Here is a 13,940-nt window from a genome sequence, read left to right as displayed (position 1 = left end):
GGGTTGAAACACCACACCGACCTCCCTGGAGCGCAGATCTGACACCGCACGGGCCGAAACGTGCTGTCCGGGAAGCGAAGGCGGCGTACACGCGCCACGCCGCAGCAGCGGATCCCGCCGCCGGGTGCCGCTCCATCACGTGCCGTCGGCAGCCCGCTTCGTGGGTGCGTGGCGACTACGATGCGTGGGTTCGACAGGGCAGGACAGCGGGGGTGCGTGGCATGAGCGGTTACGGCGGGGGCGGGTACGGGGATCCGGCGGGCGGTGCGGGCAGTCGGCCGCCGGCGGGGTGGGGCGGCCAGGGCTCCCCGGTCCCGCCGCAGGGGCCTCCGTACGCCCCGCCACCGGGGTATCCCTATGCGCAGCCGGTCCCGCCGCAGGGGTACCCGTACGCGTGGGCCCATCCGCCGGTTCCGCCGCCGCGCGTCGAGCCGTCGCGGGGGCGGAAGATCCTGCGCGGCCTCTACAACCCGTTGTACGCCGCCCAGCTGGCGTTCCGTCCTTCGCGTCCGGGGATAGTCCACGATCCGGAGGTCCGCAAGCTCCAGCTGTGGCGCACCGCTCTGGGGCTCGTGGCCTGGGTGGGCCTGATGGTCACCTACAAGGCCGTCGTCAGCGCCGCCGACGTCAAGGCCGTGGCGGACGATCGCCTCGACCAGAGCTGGTCCAGCGTCCTGGTGCTGGTCTGCACCTTCCCCGTGGTGGTCGGCGCGTTCGTGGCAGCCGCGCGGGGCGGGTTGCGGCGCGTCTACCTGCGACGGGCCCTGCGTTCGCTCGGCGCGGTGCTGGCCATCATGGCGTCCATGGGCACCTCGGCGCTCGCGATGGCGCCGGAGCTGGCGGGACTCCGGGACGCCGTCGGGCTGCCGGGAAAGATCGTCATCGGGGTGCTGTGCCTGTGGTCGATCGGTTTCGCCCTCTACGGGATCGGCCTGTCGCTCGTGCACGTCTTCCGTACCGCCGACATCCACGAGGTGGTGCCGCCGGTCCTCGCCGGCATCCTGGTGTGGGAGATGGCGCTCCTGGACGTGGCCACGGGCGCCTACCCGCAGGTCCCGGCGGGCGCCCGGGCGGTCTTCATCCTCGGCGCCCCCATCACCGTCACGGCCCTGTCCTGGTGGGAGATGCACCGACTGCGCCACCACCACGGGCTGACGGTCCGTGGTGCGCTGGGGCGCTGACGGCCTGTCCGTGCCGTGTATCCGCCCGGCGTGGCTGGTCAGCCGCAGCCGCCGAGGACACGTTCAGGACCTGGCCGAGGCCGGTCGAGGCCGATGTCGAGGAACGGCTCGGCTGTGCCGGTACCGGCGTTGTCGACCAGTACGCCGATCCGGGCGAGGTCCCCGGCGAGGGCGTAGATGACGTCGGACGCCCCGGGCAGTTCGGTGAGGTCGCGCCGGACGGCGGTGGCCCGGCCGACCCCGGAATCGGCTCCGGTGAGTACGTTCTGCCCCCGGGTGGCGCGTGGACGCGGGACCGGCCGCCACGGCGGGGGCGCGTCCGGCTGTCATCCGGCGCGGCCCGCGGCCTCCGGGCCGGCGTCGAGGGCGGCCAGGACCCGGTCGGGGGTCAGGGGCAGTTCCCGCAGCCGCCGGCCGGTGGCTTGGCACACGGCGTTGCCGATCGCCGCGGCGGCGCCGACGATGCCGATCTCCCCGATGCCCTTGCTGCCCATCGGGTTGAGGTGCTTGTCGTGCTCGTCGATCCAGTGGGCCTCGATGGCGGGGACGTCGGCGTTCGCCGGCACGTGGTAGGAGGCCAGGTCCCGCTCCGCGAAGTCGCCGAACGCCGGGTCGAGCCCGCTGTGCTCGGTCAGCGCCATGCCCAGCCCCATCACCATCCCCCCGATGAACTGGGAGCGGGCGGTACGCGGGTTGAGGATGCGGCCGGCGGCGAAGACGCCGAGCAGCCTGCGGACGCGTACCTCGCCCGTGACGGTGTCGGCCTGGACCTCGGCGAAGTGTGCCCCGAACGAGTGGCGCGCGTACGGGGACTTCTGCTTCGCCGACTGGGTGGTGTCGGCGGACGCGGAGAGCCCGGCGGCGGGCAGCGGCCCCTGGTGCCGGGCCAGCCGGTCGGTCAGCGCGGTGCACGCGTCGTGCACCGCCCAGCCCCAGGACGCCGTTCCGGTGGAGCCGCCGGCAACGGGGCCGGCCGGCAGCGCGCTGTTGCCGATGGCCAGCGAGACGGCGTCGAGCGGGGCGTGCAGGGCGTCGGCGGCGATCTGGGCCAGGACCGTCCGGGCGCCGGTGCCGATGTCGGTGGCGTTGACCTCGACCAGGTAGCTCCCGTCGGGGCGGGCGTGGGCCCGGGCGCCCGAAGGGGCGATGTACACGGGGTAGGTGGCGGCGGCCACACCGGTCCCGATGAGGAGCGGCCCCTCGCGGCGGGGCGGCCGGCGGCCGGCCCAGCCGAACCGGCGTGCGCCGTCGCGCAGGCACTCCACGAGGTGGCGGCTGCTGAACGGGCGGCCGCTGTCGGGCTCGGTGGCCGGGTCGTTGCACACGCGCAGCTCGACGGGGTCCATGCCGAGGGCGTCGGCCAGCTCGTCCATGGCCGACTCCAGGGCGTACATGCCGGGGGTTTCGCCGGGGGCACGCATCCAGGAGGGCGTGGGCACGTCGAGCGCGGTGACGCGGTGGGTGGTGCGGCTGTTCTGGACGGCGTACATCACCCGGGCCGGCACGGCGGCCTGTTCGACGAACTCGCGGACCTGCGAGGTGTGCGTGGTGACCTCGTGGGTGAGGGCGGTGAGGGTGCCGTCGGGGCGGGCGCCGAGCCGGAGGTGGTGGAGGGTGGGCGCGCGGTGTCCGACGGTGGCGGCCATGTGCTGTCGGGGCAGGGACAGCGTGACGGGGCGTCCGCAGTGCCGGGTGGCCATCACGGCGAGGACGACGTGGGGGCGCGGTGTGCCTTTGGAGCCGAATCCGCCGCCGACGTGCTCGGCCAGGACGGTGATCTGCTGCTCCGGCAGCCGGAACAGCCCGGCCAGGACGTTGCGCACCACCGTGGTGCCCTGGCAGGAGTCGTACACGGTGAGGTGGCCGCGTTCGGCGTCCCAGTCGGCGGTGGCGGCGTGCGGCTCCATGGCGTGGTTGTGCAGCGGCGGAATCGAGTAGCGGACGTCGACGCGTACGGGCGCATCGGCGAACGCCGTGTCGGGGTCGCCCTGTTCGCGGTGCGCGGGGTAGCCGCCGTTGACCTCCTCGGGGGTGTACAGGCCCGGGTGCCCTTCGCGCAGGGTGACGTCGTGCGGCTCGCTCTCGTACGTGACGCGCACGGCGTCGGCGGCGGCCCGCGCCCCCTCGAGGGTGTCGGCGATGGCCAGCGCGACGTACCAGCCGCGGTGCGGCACCCGCAGGTCCTGGAGGAGTTGCAGGGTGGGGTCGTCGGAGGGGCCCAGGCGGGGGGCGTCGTAGGGGGTGAGGACGCCCAGTACGCCGGGCAGGGCCAGGGCGTCGGCGGTGTCGACGGCGGTGATCCGGCCGCGGGCGACTGTCGCGGGCACCGGCCAGGCGTAGGCCCGCAAGGGCAGGTGCTGTTCGGCGGCGTAGCGGGCGGCGCCGGTCACCTTGTCCCGGCCTTCGCGCCGCGGGACGGAGGCGCCGAGAGCGGCGGCGGCGGAGGCGGTGGATTCGAGGGTGGCGGAGGACGGGCTCATCGTGGTCCTGTTCCTGGTCGGTGGCGCCGCTACGCCGTGGCGGGGGAACCGGGGCGCGTGCCGGCCAGCTCGGCGATGGCGTCGCAGGCGAGGTTGCGGGCGAGCGGGATCTTGTACGCGTTGTCGCGCAGGGGCTCTGCCCGGGCGAGTTCCGCGTCGACGGCCGCGCGGACGGCGTCGGGGTGCGGTACGGCGCCGGTCAGCCGGGCCTCGGCGGTGGTCGCGCGCCAGGGCCGGTGGGCGAGGCCGCCGAAGGCGAGGGCGACCCGGCGCACGCGGCCGTCGTCCAGGTCGAGGACGACGGCGACCGAAGCGAGGGCGAAGGCGTACGAGGCGCGTTCGCGGGCCTTGCGGTAGAGGGAGACGGCGCCCGGCGCGGCGGCGGGCAGGATCACCGCCGTGATGATCTCCCCAGGGCGGATGACGGTGTCCTGCTCGGGCCGGTCCGCGGGCAGCCGGTGGAACTCGGCGGCCGCGACGGTACGGGTGGTGCCCGCCTCGCCGTACAGCTCGACTTCGGCGTCCAGCGCGGCGAGGGCCACGGCCATGTCGGAGGGGTGGGTGGCGATGCAGTGCTCGGAGTGTCCGAGTACCGCGTGGTCGCGGTGGAGGCCGTCGCGGGCCCCGCAGCCGCTGCCGGGTTCGCGCTTGTTGCAGGGTTTGGAGAGGTCCTGGAAGTAGCCGCAGCGGGTGCGCTGGAGCAGGTTGCCGCCGGTCGTGGCGACGTTGCGCAGTTGGCCGGAGGCGCCGGAGAGCAGCGCCCGGCTGAGGAGCGGGTAGCGGGTGCGCACCAGCGGGTCGGCGGCCAGGTCGCTGCCCCGGACCGTGGCGCCGACGCGCAGGCCGCCGTCGGGGAGTTCGCGGATTTCCTCCAGCGGGAGGCGGGAGACGTCGATGAGGGCGCCGGGTGTCTCGACGCCCAGTTTCATCAGGTCCACGAGGTTGGTGCCGCCGCCGAGGTAGCGGGAGCCGGGGTGGGCGGCGTAGGCGTCGGCCGCCTCCTGGAGGCTGGTGGCGCGTACGTAGGCGAAGGGCTTCATGCGGTCACCTCCGCACCGGTCGCGGTGGCCGCGGCGTCGGCTCCCGCGTCGGCGACGGCTCGGACGATCGCGGGGTAGGCGCCGCAGCGGCAGAGGTTCCCGCTGAGCCGTTCCCTGATCTCCTCGGTGGTCAGCACGGCGGGGCCGGACGCCGCCGGGACCGCTGCGGCGGTGACGTACGAGGGGTGGCCGGCGGCGGCTTCGCGGAGCGCGCCGACGGCGGAGCAGAGCTGGCCGGGGGTGCAGTAGCCGCACTGGAAGGCGTCGTGCTCCATGAAGGCGTGCTGGAGCGGGTGGAGGGCGCCGTCTGGGCCGGCCAGGCCCTCGACGGTGGTGATCTCGCTGCCGTCGAGGGCCACGGTGAGGAGCAGGCAGCTGTTGGCGCGCCGGCCGTCCAGCAGGACGGTGCAGGCACCGCACTGCCCGTGGTCGCAGCCCTTCTTGGCGCCGGTCAGGTCCAGGTGCTCGCGCAGGGCGTCGAGCAGCGTGACCCGGTGGTCGAGGTCGAGGTCGTGGTGGACACCGTTGACGCGGAGGGTCACACGGGAGCGGGCGGCCCCGGCGAACGCGTCGTCCGGCGTGCGCGGCGCCGGTCCGGGGCCGCCGTCGGGTGCAGGCCGGTGGGCGGGCGGGTCGGTTGCGTGAGCCACAACGAGCTCCCTTGACGTCCGTTTGAGGAGGGAATATCCCTTCGGCTGCCCAGCCTGCCCCCTAGCACGCCCGAGCGCGCCGCACGCCCCCGCCGGCCTCCCCCATACGGCCCACGGTCGTCCGGTCAGGCCGGTGTTCGCCCCGCCGTGCCCCAGCCGACGAGGAAGCCGGCCAGGGCACCGCCCGGTCGGTTACAGGTCCCGGTCAATGCGGGGGTGGGCCGGCAATGCACCGGCACCTCGGCGAAGGCGAGCCCGCGGTCCCCCTCGAACTGGTCTCCTGCGAGGCCTTCGAGCCCGGAGTGCTGAACCTCTTCTACGCCCCGGCCGAGCGGCCCGGCAGCGCCGGCTACGAAGACGCGAAGTCGCATCTGCCGCGAACCGGAGGGTAGCCGGGGCGCGGGCGCAGGCCGCGCGGCCTGCCCGCCGATCATGCATCTACGCTTGTGCCCTGTCAGATCGTCGATCGAGACGAATGACCGGTCGTGGAACGGAGCATGTGGTGCCAGCGGGCCAAGAGGGGCAAGAGAACGACGGGGACCTGGTCGGCAAGGTGCTCGGGGGGCGCTACCGGGTGACCTCCGTGGTCGGCCGCGGCGGCATGGGAGTCGTCGCGCGGGCCGTCGACGAACTGCTCGCCCGGGAGGTCGCCGTCAAGGTCCTGCGGGCCTACACCGACGCGAGCGAGTCCGAACTGGCCGACCTGCGCACCCGGATGGAGCGCGAGGCGCAGGCCGCCGCCCGCATCCGGCACAGCGGGGTGGTCACCGTGCACGACGTGACCCAAGACCGGGGCCTGCCGGTCATCGTCATGGAACTCGTCGACGGAACCTCGCTCGACGACGTGGTGGCGCAGCGAGGCGCGCTCGACCCGTACGAGGCCGCCGCGATCGGCGCCCAGCTGATGGACGCGCTCGACGCCGCGCACCGGGCGGGTGTCCTGCACCGGGACGTGAAGCCGGGCAACGTCCTGCTGGAGCGGGGCGGCCGGGTCGTGCTCACCGACTTCGGCATCGCCACCATGGATGCCTCCGACGACGCGGCCATGGCGAAACTGACCCGCAGCGGTCAGCTGGTCGGCTCGCTCGACTACTTGCCTCCGGAGCGCGCGCAGGGCAGGGAGCCCGGCCCGGCCTCGGACATCTGGTCCCTCGGGATGACCCTGTACGCGGCGGTGGAGGGCGTCTCGCCGTTCCGCCGCACCTCGGTGTGGTCCACGCTGGCCGCGATCGTCGCCGAACCGCTGCCCGAGCCCCGGCGGGCAGGGCCGCTCGCCCCGGTGCTGCTGGCGCTGATGGCGAAGGAGCCGGCAAGCCGGCCCACAGCCGACCAGGCCCGCGCGATGCTGGAGCGGGTGGCGGCGGACGGGGCCGGAGCGCACCCCGCGAAGCCGGTTCCCGCCTCCGGGATGCCGACCCCGACGGCGCCGTCCGTCGTGGGGCCGCCCGTCGTGGGGCCGCCCGTCGTGGGGCCGCCCGTCGGCTTCGGGCCGCCTCCGGTCCTCGGTGGTGGGGGCGATGGCGGTGGGGGCGCAGTATCGTTTGTGCAACCCCATGTCCCGGCTCCCCACAGCGGATTTCCCCCGCCGGGCAGGCCGCCGACCGCCGCACAAGACTCCGAGGTCGCGGACCGGGGGCGCCGGCGCAGCCGTGTCACGATAGCCGCGGCGGCCGTCGCGGTACTCGCCGCCGGCGGTGTCACCTATGCCGCGACTGCGGGGGGCGGCGGCGACCAGATGCGGGCGGTGGCGCCGAAGCCCGTGTCCGGTAGCGACTCCCCGGCGGTCGGCGGCCGGCCGGGCGCGGACACCCCGGGGCCCTCTCCCTCCAGCTCCGGGCCCCAGGCCAAGCCGTCCGCCGCCGCCTCGAAGAAGCCGAACACGGCACCGCCCTCCTCGACGGCGGCCTCGCCCGCCCCGGCCCAGCCGAGCCCCGTACCGACGGGCTGTGCCGGCTGGACCCACAAGGACCCGAAGCCGGGCACCTACGGCTACATTTCCGGCGACCATCACCTGCTGGCCGCGCCGTACCAGAACTGCCCCGCCGGTGCCCTGGTCAAGGACGGCACGAAGCTCTGGTACCACTGCTACACCGTCAACTCGTACGGCAACCAATGGACGTACGTGCGCGTGGACGGCACGAACACCAGCGGGTGGCTGTACAACCGAGACCTCACCGGCCAGAAAGGGTCCTCCCCCGCGTGTTAGCCTCCCGCCGCGTCAGCGCCTCTTCGGCCTCCAGGCAGCGGGCGATGACGAAGGCCAGGAAGTCCAGGCCCGCCGGCTTCGGCAGCACGACCATGTACGCCCTGCCCGCGCTGAACCGGCCCGGCCGCCCGCCGAAAGCAGTACGGCGATCTTCTGCTGTGAATGAACGGCCTTGGCCGTTCATCAGTACCGAGACTAGCTTTGCCGCCATGCGCGAGTTGATCACCGGCGACCGTCGGACGCTGGCAGTGGAGGAATGGGGCGACCCCACCGGGATACCGGTCGTCTACCTGCATGGCAGCCCGATGAGCCGACTGGCCCGATACCCGGACGATTCCCTGTTCCACGAGCTCGGCGTCCGGCTGATCACCTATGACCGGCCCGGGTTCGGAGGCTCCACACCGAAGCCGGGGCGTCGGGTCATCGATGCCGCCGCCGACGTGGCCGCCATCACCGCCGCACTCGGCCTGCACCGCTTCGCGGTGTTCGGAGTGTCCGGGGGCGGCCCGCACGCCATGGCTTTCGCCGCCCGGTATCCCGAACGGGTGACACGGCTGGGGGCGCTGGCGAGCCTGGCGCCGCGTGACGCGGTCGGGCTGGACTGGACCGCCGGCATGAGCGAGGGAAACCGCCGCAGCGCCGCCGTGGCGTTGACCGGGAGGCAAACCGTCACGGAACACCTGGCGAATCTCGGAACGGCCAAATTCCCGCCACTGCCGGAGATCGAACAGGCGGTCCTCTCCCGACCGGAGATCAGCGCGATGATGGGCCCGGCGTTCGCCGAAGCGGTCCGGCCGGGCCTGGACGGCTGGGTGGACGATGTCACCGCTCTCTTCGGCACGGAGTGGGGGTTCGACCCGGCAGACATCACGGCCCCGACGCGGATCTGGCACGGGGGCCTCGACACCCTGGTGCCCCCTGCGCACGGCGAGTGGCTCGCCGCACGCATGCCGACCGCGACGCTGATCAGACAGGCCGATGCCGGGCACGGAGGCCACTTCGACGCCACGCCCGCGATGCTCGCCTGGCTGATCAGCGACCTCGACGACGAGGTCCACGCTCCCGGAAGCTGACCGCAAGATCCACGAGTGGAGCTCGCGCTGACTGAGGTTCTCCCGCAGGCACGATTCCGTGATCTACGCGCAGCCCCCGTCAGACGGCGGCCCGGCGCCTGCCCCGTCGGCGGCGCGGGTACGGGAAGAGCCGCGGCGAGCGCTTGGCGGCCACGTCCTCGACCCAGCCGAAGCTCAGCACCAGCAGGCCGAGCAGCGGGATCGCCACCAGCAGCGTGAACCATGGGCTGGCCAGCAGCCACTGGAGGTTCTTGTAGAAGAAGTGGACGCTCCAGAGGGGGTCGATCAGCGGGACGGCGACCACCAGCGCGGCCTCGTGCCAGAGGTAGACGCTGACAGCGCGTGCGTTGAGCAGGCTGACCAGGCCGTTCCAGCGCTCCAGCGGCCGGGGCCACTGCTCCCAGGACGGGCTGACGTGGAGCAGGATGGCAACGAAGCCGAGGGACCACAGGGCCTGGGCGATCGGCCAGGACTCGATGTCGGTCGGTTCGGTCGGATCGGCCGGCCGGGTCTGCAGGTACCAGAGGCCGGCCACCATGATCAGCGGCGCGATGGACGGCAGTACGTACTGCGGGATCTTCTTGAGCAGCCCCTCCTGGTGGGCCATGCCGAGGATCCAGCAGGAGCCGAACACGGCGAAGTCGTTGGCGGTCTCCCAGACCCGGTAGTAGACGAATTCCTGGTCGGCGAAGAACGCGTTCATGACGATCGTCAGCGCCAGGGGGGCGAACAGCGTCACCACCGGGAATCGTCGCAGTGCCCGGAGCATCAGCGGGGAGAGCAGCACGTACCAGAGGTAGGCGCGGAGGTACCAGAGCGGGACGATGATCTGCGCGGCCCAGCTGTGTTCCACGTGGTGGAAACCGGGCAGTTCGTCCGCATACGGCGGGGTGCTCAGCGGCAGGATCCAGAACCCCAGCTTGGCCCACCACCAGGCGGGGTGGCCTTCGGAGTCGGGGCCCCAGCCGTCGAGGATCTGGAGGGCGATCATGACGGCGCCGAACAGCCACATCGGCGGCAGCAGTCGGCGCAGTCGGCCGCGGATCACGCCGAGTGCGGGACGGCTGAGCGAGCGGGCCATCAGCGAGCCGGCCAGCGCGAACATCACGCCCATCGAGGGGAAGACGAGGGGCAGCCAGAACCAGCCGAATTGGTGGTAAAACACCACGCGGACCAGTGCCACCGCGCGCAGGAGGTCGAGATAGCGGTCCCGGCCGCCCTTGCGCGTGGACGGCGCCTCGGCCTCCGGCTCCGCCTCCTGTCGTGGAACGGTGAGGACTCTCAACTGGACGGTGTCCCGAGAGCGCCCGAGGTCGATGGATGCAGTCACGGTCAGGCCTCCACGGGTACAGCGACCTCGCCGGTGCGCCGCAGCTTCTGCCAGCGCAGTCGGCCACCGGTCATCGCCGTGATCGCGGACTGCAACAGGACGATGTACATCAGCTGCCGGTAGACCAGCTGCTGGATCGGCAGGCTGATCAGATGCCAGGGCTTCTCGCGGTCGAGCCGGAAGGCGTACCAGGACAGTGCGCCCTGGAGCAGAATGAAGCCGCCCCAGCTGGTGAGGGTGATCGGGGCGTCCCCGAACAGCACGCCGTACAGCAGGAACATGTCGACCAGCGGCGCCAGCAGTGGGGCGACCACGCCGAACAGCACGACGAGCGGCAGCCCGAGCCGGCCGAAGCGCCCGGCCGGGCCGCGGGAGGTCACCGCGCCGCGGTGCTTCCACATCGCCTGCATGCTGCCGTAGCTCCAGCGGTACCGCTGGGACCAGAGCTGCTGGAGGCTGGCGGGAGCCTCGGTCCAGGCACGGGCGTACTCGGCGTAGACGACCCGCCAGCCGTCGCAGAGCACCGCGATGGTGATGTCGGTGTCCTCGGCGAGGGTGTCGTCGCTCATCCCGCCGACCCGCCGCAGGGCCTCCGTGCGGAAGGCGCCGACCGCGCCGGGGATGGTCGGGATGACGCCCAGCATGTCGTACATCCGGCGGTCCAGGTTGTGGCCGAGGACGTACTCGATGTGCTGCCAGGCGCCGATCAGGCTGTCGCGGTTGCCGACCTTGGCGTTGCCCGCGACCGCGCCGATCCCCGGGTCGCCGAAGGGCTGGACCAGCTCGCGCACGGTGGACGGCTCGAAGACGGTGTCGCCGTCCATCATCACGATGATGTCGTGCGAGGCGGCCGCGACGCCCGCGTTGAGCGCGCTGGGCTTGCCGCCGTTGACCTTGCGGATCAGCCGGACGAACGGCAGGTCCATCTCCTCGACGATGTCCGCGGTGCCGTCCGTGGACCCGTCGTCGATGACGATCACTTCGATCGGGTAGTCGCTGGCGGCCAGGGAGTTGAGGGTGTTGGCTATGCACTCGCGCTCGTTGTAGGCCGGGACCAGTACGGTGACCGGCTCGGTGACGGGCGGTCCCCAGGCGTCCCTCCGCTTGGAGCGGCGGGCGTGGATCGGTGCGAGTACGAGCATCAGCGCGAACCGGCCGAAGTTGAGGAAGCCGACGAGGGCCAGCAGCCAGACCAGCACCGGCAGGGTGAGCACGGCGACCTGGGTGGCCCAGATGTATCCCTTGCCCGCCCACAGCTGGAATCCGTGTACCGGCACGGTGGCGCTGGAGGCGCCGAGTGCCTCGGAGATCGTGGTGAAGCGGTAGCCCTGGGCCTGCAGCTTCTCGATGATCTGCCCGAGCGCGGTGATGGTCTGGGTGCGGTCGCCACCCGCGTCGTGCAGCAGGATCAGCTCGCCCGCCCCGGGCTTGGACGGCATCGCCGCCTTGACGATCGCCTCGACTCCGGGACGCTTCCAGTCATCGGTGTCGCGGTCGATGAACGCGGTGAGGTAGCCGCGCGCACCCACGTACTTGATCACCGGGTAGTTCCAGTCGTCCATCGCCGAGGCGTCGGAGGAGTACGGCGGTCGGAACAGCGCGCTGTGGACGCCCGCGACGCCGGCCAGCGCCAGCTGCGTCTGCGCCATCTCCCAGCTGATCCGGGCGTGGGACTGGTATACGAGGTCGGGGTGGGTGAAGGTGTGCACGCCGAGTTCGTGGCCGCCCGCGACGATCTGCCGGATCAGCTCCGGGTTGCGCGTGGTCATGGCGCCGGTCACGAAGAAGTCCGCACGGACGTTGTGGGCCGCGAGCACCTTCACGATCTTCGGAGTCCACTCCGGCGAGGGGCCGTCGTCGAAGCTCAGAACCACGGTGCGGTCGGGGATGTGATAGCTCACGGGCTGCGCGTTCTTGGCTCCACGCGCGTCGATGATCGGACCACCCTTGAGCAGGTTGTCCGGCACGGTCGTCTTGTCGACCGAGATCGCGATCCGGGAGTCGTGGAACGCCTCGTTGGTGGCGAGGCCGCGCAGTACGAGGAGCGCGAGGAGGCAGGCCAGCAGGGACAGCGGCATGAAGAAGCGCAGCGGCGGCGCTGCCAGTCGGCGCGGCCTCAGCAGGGACTGCCGGCGGCGCTGGTGGCGGGACCGGGACAATGACGCTCCTGGAGATGGGTGGTGCGGACGATCAGGGGTGCTTGACCGGTTGACCCGAAGGCTTCGCCCCGTGCGGCGTGGTGGTCGTGGGCTTCGATGCGGTGGCCGAGCGCATCGATGTGGTGGCCGAGCTCTTCGTCTGGGGTGTCGCAGACCGCGCGGCCGTCCGAGGCGATGGCGACGAGGACGAGGAGGACGACGTACGTGACGGGGTGGGCGACAGCGACCGCACGGGTGAGGGCGACGGGGCGGCCGACCGCGAGGGCTGCGCCGGTATGCCCATCGCCGGGGCGTCCGCCTGCACGCCGATCAGGCTGCTGCCCATGGCGACCGCCAGGACCGCGCCGACCACGGAGACCGGCCAGCCGAAGCCCCGCAGCAGACGGCCGCGCAGACCCGACTGGGAGACGAACACCGGTGCGGGAGCGAACTCCTCAATGCTTGACTCAGACATGTCAGGCTGCGCCTGGTGCGCCGGTCCACGGTCGATGGAAGTGATGACAGGGCGCACCTAGCGAGGCCTTTCAGTGCACGGTTCGTAGACCGTGGATTGCAGGGCGAACGCTAGTGCACGGGCCTGAATCGAATTTGGCTCGATGTATGCATTTGGCGCGGTCTGCTCACGTGTTGTAATCGGATCGAAATGACAATTGGATGTACCGGCCGGTAGGCGAGACGCGCGGTCGCCGGGTGCTCGACCTCGGGCTTGAGCCCCGACCGGATCCCGACCACCCACGGGGTGGTAAGGCCTGCACATTCGTTTCGCTAGGATGCCCCCCTCGTGTGATCAGTCATTTGATCCTCACGCAAATGGGCGTGTCCAGATACCGCCTCTACGCCCCAAGGAGCCCGTGTGAGTCAGCCCCGCCGCACCTCTCGACGCCGCGCGTGGACCGTACTCACGCTGCCTGCCCTCCTGTGCGTACTCGCCGCGTGTTCCGGCGGCCCTGCATCCGGCAGGGGTGCCGACGACGCCGCCCCCAGCGCCTCGCCGACCCCGTCCGGACCGCCCGGAACCCTGTTCGACGGCTTCCACTACAGCGGCCCCGACGACCCCTCGCTCGCCGCCCACGGCTGGCAGGTCCGTACCGACGGGGGTGGCCCAGGGATCAAGGACACCTGGGCCACCGCTGGTGCCGGCTTCCCCTCCGACACGACCGCCCAGGGGGGCCGGGTCCTGCAGCTGCAGTCCTCCACCGACGGCACCAAGCAGGGCACCAGGCAGGTCGAGGTGCAGAGCACCGGCACCAGACTCTTCACGGGGACCTTCGCCGCTCGGGTCCACCTCAGCGACAAGCCCACGAGCGGCCGCAATGGCGATCACGTCGTCCAGACCTTCTTTCCGATTTCCCCCTCGGACTCCTCGGCGAATTACAGCGAACTCGACTACGAGTACCTGCCGAACGGCGGCTGGGGTTCGGTGGGTCCGCAACTCGACACCGTCAGTTGGTACAAGGCCGATCCGCCGGACCGGGTCAGCCACACCCTCAAGCAGCGCCTCGAGGGCTGGCACATCATGATGGTCACCGCCGTGAATGGAAAGGTCACTTACTCCCTGGACGGCAAGGATCTGTTCACCAGCTCCGGCAAGTACGTCCCGCGCGAGAAGATGGACGTCCATTTCAGCAACTGGTTCATCGACCTTCCCTTCGCCGGCGGTCAGCGCACATGGGACATGAAAGTCAACTGGTTCTACTACAAGGCCGATGAGGCCGTTTCCCAGGCGGATGTCCAGAAAACGGTGGACGGCTTCTACAGTGCCGGCACCAACTACATCAACACCGTGCCGAAGTCCTGACCCCGGTCCGGGGTCTGTCCCCA

The 13,940-nt window shown here is 71.8% G+C and carries 11 protein-coding genes; 6 read left to right on the top strand and 5 right to left on the bottom strand.

The features are described 5' to 3' along the window. Positions 1–221: 221 nt before the first annotated feature. Entirely contained in the window at positions 222–1,181 is a 960-nt protein-coding gene (locus OHT74_RS37235; protein ID WP_328622727.1) for a hypothetical protein, read from the top strand. Positions 1,182–1,507: 326 nt separating this feature from the next. Here OHT74_RS37235 and OHT74_RS37230 read toward each other — a convergent pair whose 3' ends face one another. Genes OHT74_RS37230 through OHT74_RS37220 form a run of 3 tightly spaced genes read right to left on the bottom strand, consistent with a single transcriptional unit; the run spans position 1,508 to position 5,351 of the window. Then, entirely contained in the window at positions 1,508–3,661 is a 2,154-nt protein-coding gene (locus OHT74_RS37230) for a xanthine dehydrogenase family protein molybdopterin-binding subunit (protein ID WP_328622726.1), read from the bottom strand. 29 nt (positions 3,662–3,690) lie between these two features. Continuing rightward, positions 3,691–4,701: an FAD binding domain-containing protein gene (locus OHT74_RS37225; protein ID WP_328622725.1), complete on the bottom strand. Its 1,011-nt coding sequence runs from the start codon at positions 4,699–4,701 to the stop codon at positions 3,691–3,693. Further along, the gene (locus OHT74_RS37220; RefSeq protein ID WP_443047635.1) at positions 4,698–5,351 is read right to left on the bottom strand and encodes a 2Fe-2S iron-sulfur cluster-binding protein; all 654 of its coding nucleotides are present in this window, start codon (positions 5,349–5,351) and stop codon (positions 4,698–4,700) included. The genes OHT74_RS37225 and OHT74_RS37220 overlap by 4 nt, the downstream gene beginning before the upstream one ends. A gap of 227 nt (positions 5,352–5,578) precedes the next feature. Between OHT74_RS37220 and OHT74_RS37215 the strand changes: the two genes are divergently transcribed. The 3 genes from OHT74_RS37215 to OHT74_RS37205 all read left to right on the top strand — a co-directional run bounded on the left by OHT74_RS37215 (position 5,579) and on the right by OHT74_RS37205 (position 8,630). Further along, complete coding sequence (locus tag OHT74_RS37215) at positions 5,579–5,743, top strand: hypothetical protein (protein ID WP_328622724.1); 165 nt, start codon at positions 5,579–5,581, stop codon at positions 5,741–5,743. An 83-nt stretch (positions 5,744–5,826) separates the two neighbouring features. Beyond that, positions 5,827–7,557, top strand: a complete 1,731-nt coding sequence (locus OHT74_RS37210) for a serine/threonine-protein kinase (RefSeq protein WP_328622723.1) — start codon at positions 5,827–5,829, stop codon at positions 7,555–7,557. A gap of 209 nt (positions 7,558–7,766) precedes the next feature. Continuing rightward, positions 7,767–8,630, top strand: a complete 864-nt coding sequence (locus tag OHT74_RS37205) for an alpha/beta fold hydrolase (protein WP_328622722.1) — start codon at positions 7,767–7,769, stop codon at positions 8,628–8,630. A 79-nt stretch (positions 8,631–8,709) separates the two neighbouring features. Here the strand turns inward: OHT74_RS37205 and OHT74_RS37200 are convergent, their stop codons facing one another. Further along, on the bottom strand, positions 8,710–9,960 hold the full coding sequence (locus OHT74_RS37200; protein WP_328622721.1) for an acyltransferase family protein: 1,251 nt from the start codon (positions 9,958–9,960) through the stop codon (positions 8,710–8,712). Between the two features lie 2 nt (positions 9,961–9,962). Further along, positions 9,963–12,050 carry a bifunctional polysaccharide deacetylase/glycosyltransferase family 2 protein gene (locus OHT74_RS37195; protein WP_443047757.1) on the bottom strand — a complete coding sequence of 696 codons (2,088 nt, stop codon included), beginning with the start codon at positions 12,048–12,050 and terminating at the stop codon, positions 9,963–9,965. A gap of 155 nt (positions 12,051–12,205) precedes the next feature. Between OHT74_RS37195 and OHT74_RS37190 the strand changes: the two genes are divergently transcribed. Together OHT74_RS37190 and OHT74_RS37185 are read left to right on the top strand one after the other, a co-directional pair. Beyond that, positions 12,206–12,634, top strand: coding sequence for a hypothetical protein (locus OHT74_RS37190; RefSeq protein ID WP_328622720.1), 429 nt, complete (start codon positions 12,206–12,208; stop codon positions 12,632–12,634). Between the two features lie 338 nt (positions 12,635–12,972). Next, positions 12,973–13,917 carry a glycoside hydrolase family 16 protein gene (locus OHT74_RS37185; RefSeq protein WP_328622719.1) on the top strand — a complete coding sequence of 315 codons (945 nt, stop codon included), beginning with the start codon at positions 12,973–12,975 and terminating at the stop codon, positions 13,915–13,917. Positions 13,918–13,940: the final 23 nt, after the last annotated feature.

Source organism: Streptomyces sp. NBC_00354 (assembly GCF_036106915.1).
In the GTDB taxonomy this organism is placed as follows: Bacteria; Actinomycetota; Actinomycetes; order Streptomycetales; family Streptomycetaceae; genus Streptomyces.
The sequence above is the reverse complement of the archived record's forward strand: the minus strand, read 5'-3'. Positions and strand labels throughout refer to the sequence as shown.

What these genes read in the sequence shown, in the direction of transcription:
- OHT74_RS37235 (WP_328622727.1), top strand. Translation starts at nt 222, where the DNA reads ATGAGCGGTTACGGCGGGGGCGGGTACGGGGATCCGGCGGGCGGTGCG.
- OHT74_RS37230 (WP_328622726.1), bottom strand. Translation starts at nt 3,661, where the DNA reads ATGAGCCCGTCCTCCGCCACCCTCGAATCCACCGCCTCCGCCGCCGCC.
- OHT74_RS37225 (WP_328622725.1), bottom strand. Translation starts at nt 4,701, where the DNA reads ATGAAGCCCTTCGCCTACGTACGCGCCACCAGCCTCCAGGAGGCGGCC.
- OHT74_RS37215 (WP_328622724.1), top strand. Translation starts at nt 5,579, where the DNA reads ATGCACCGGCACCTCGGCGAAGGCGAGCCCGCGGTCCCCCTCGAACTG.
- OHT74_RS37210 (WP_328622723.1), top strand. Translation starts at nt 5,827, where the DNA reads ATGACCGGTCGTGGAACGGAGCATGTGGTGCCAGCGGGCCAAGAGGGG.
- OHT74_RS37205 (WP_328622722.1), top strand. Translation starts at nt 7,767, where the DNA reads ATGCGCGAGTTGATCACCGGCGACCGTCGGACGCTGGCAGTGGAGGAA.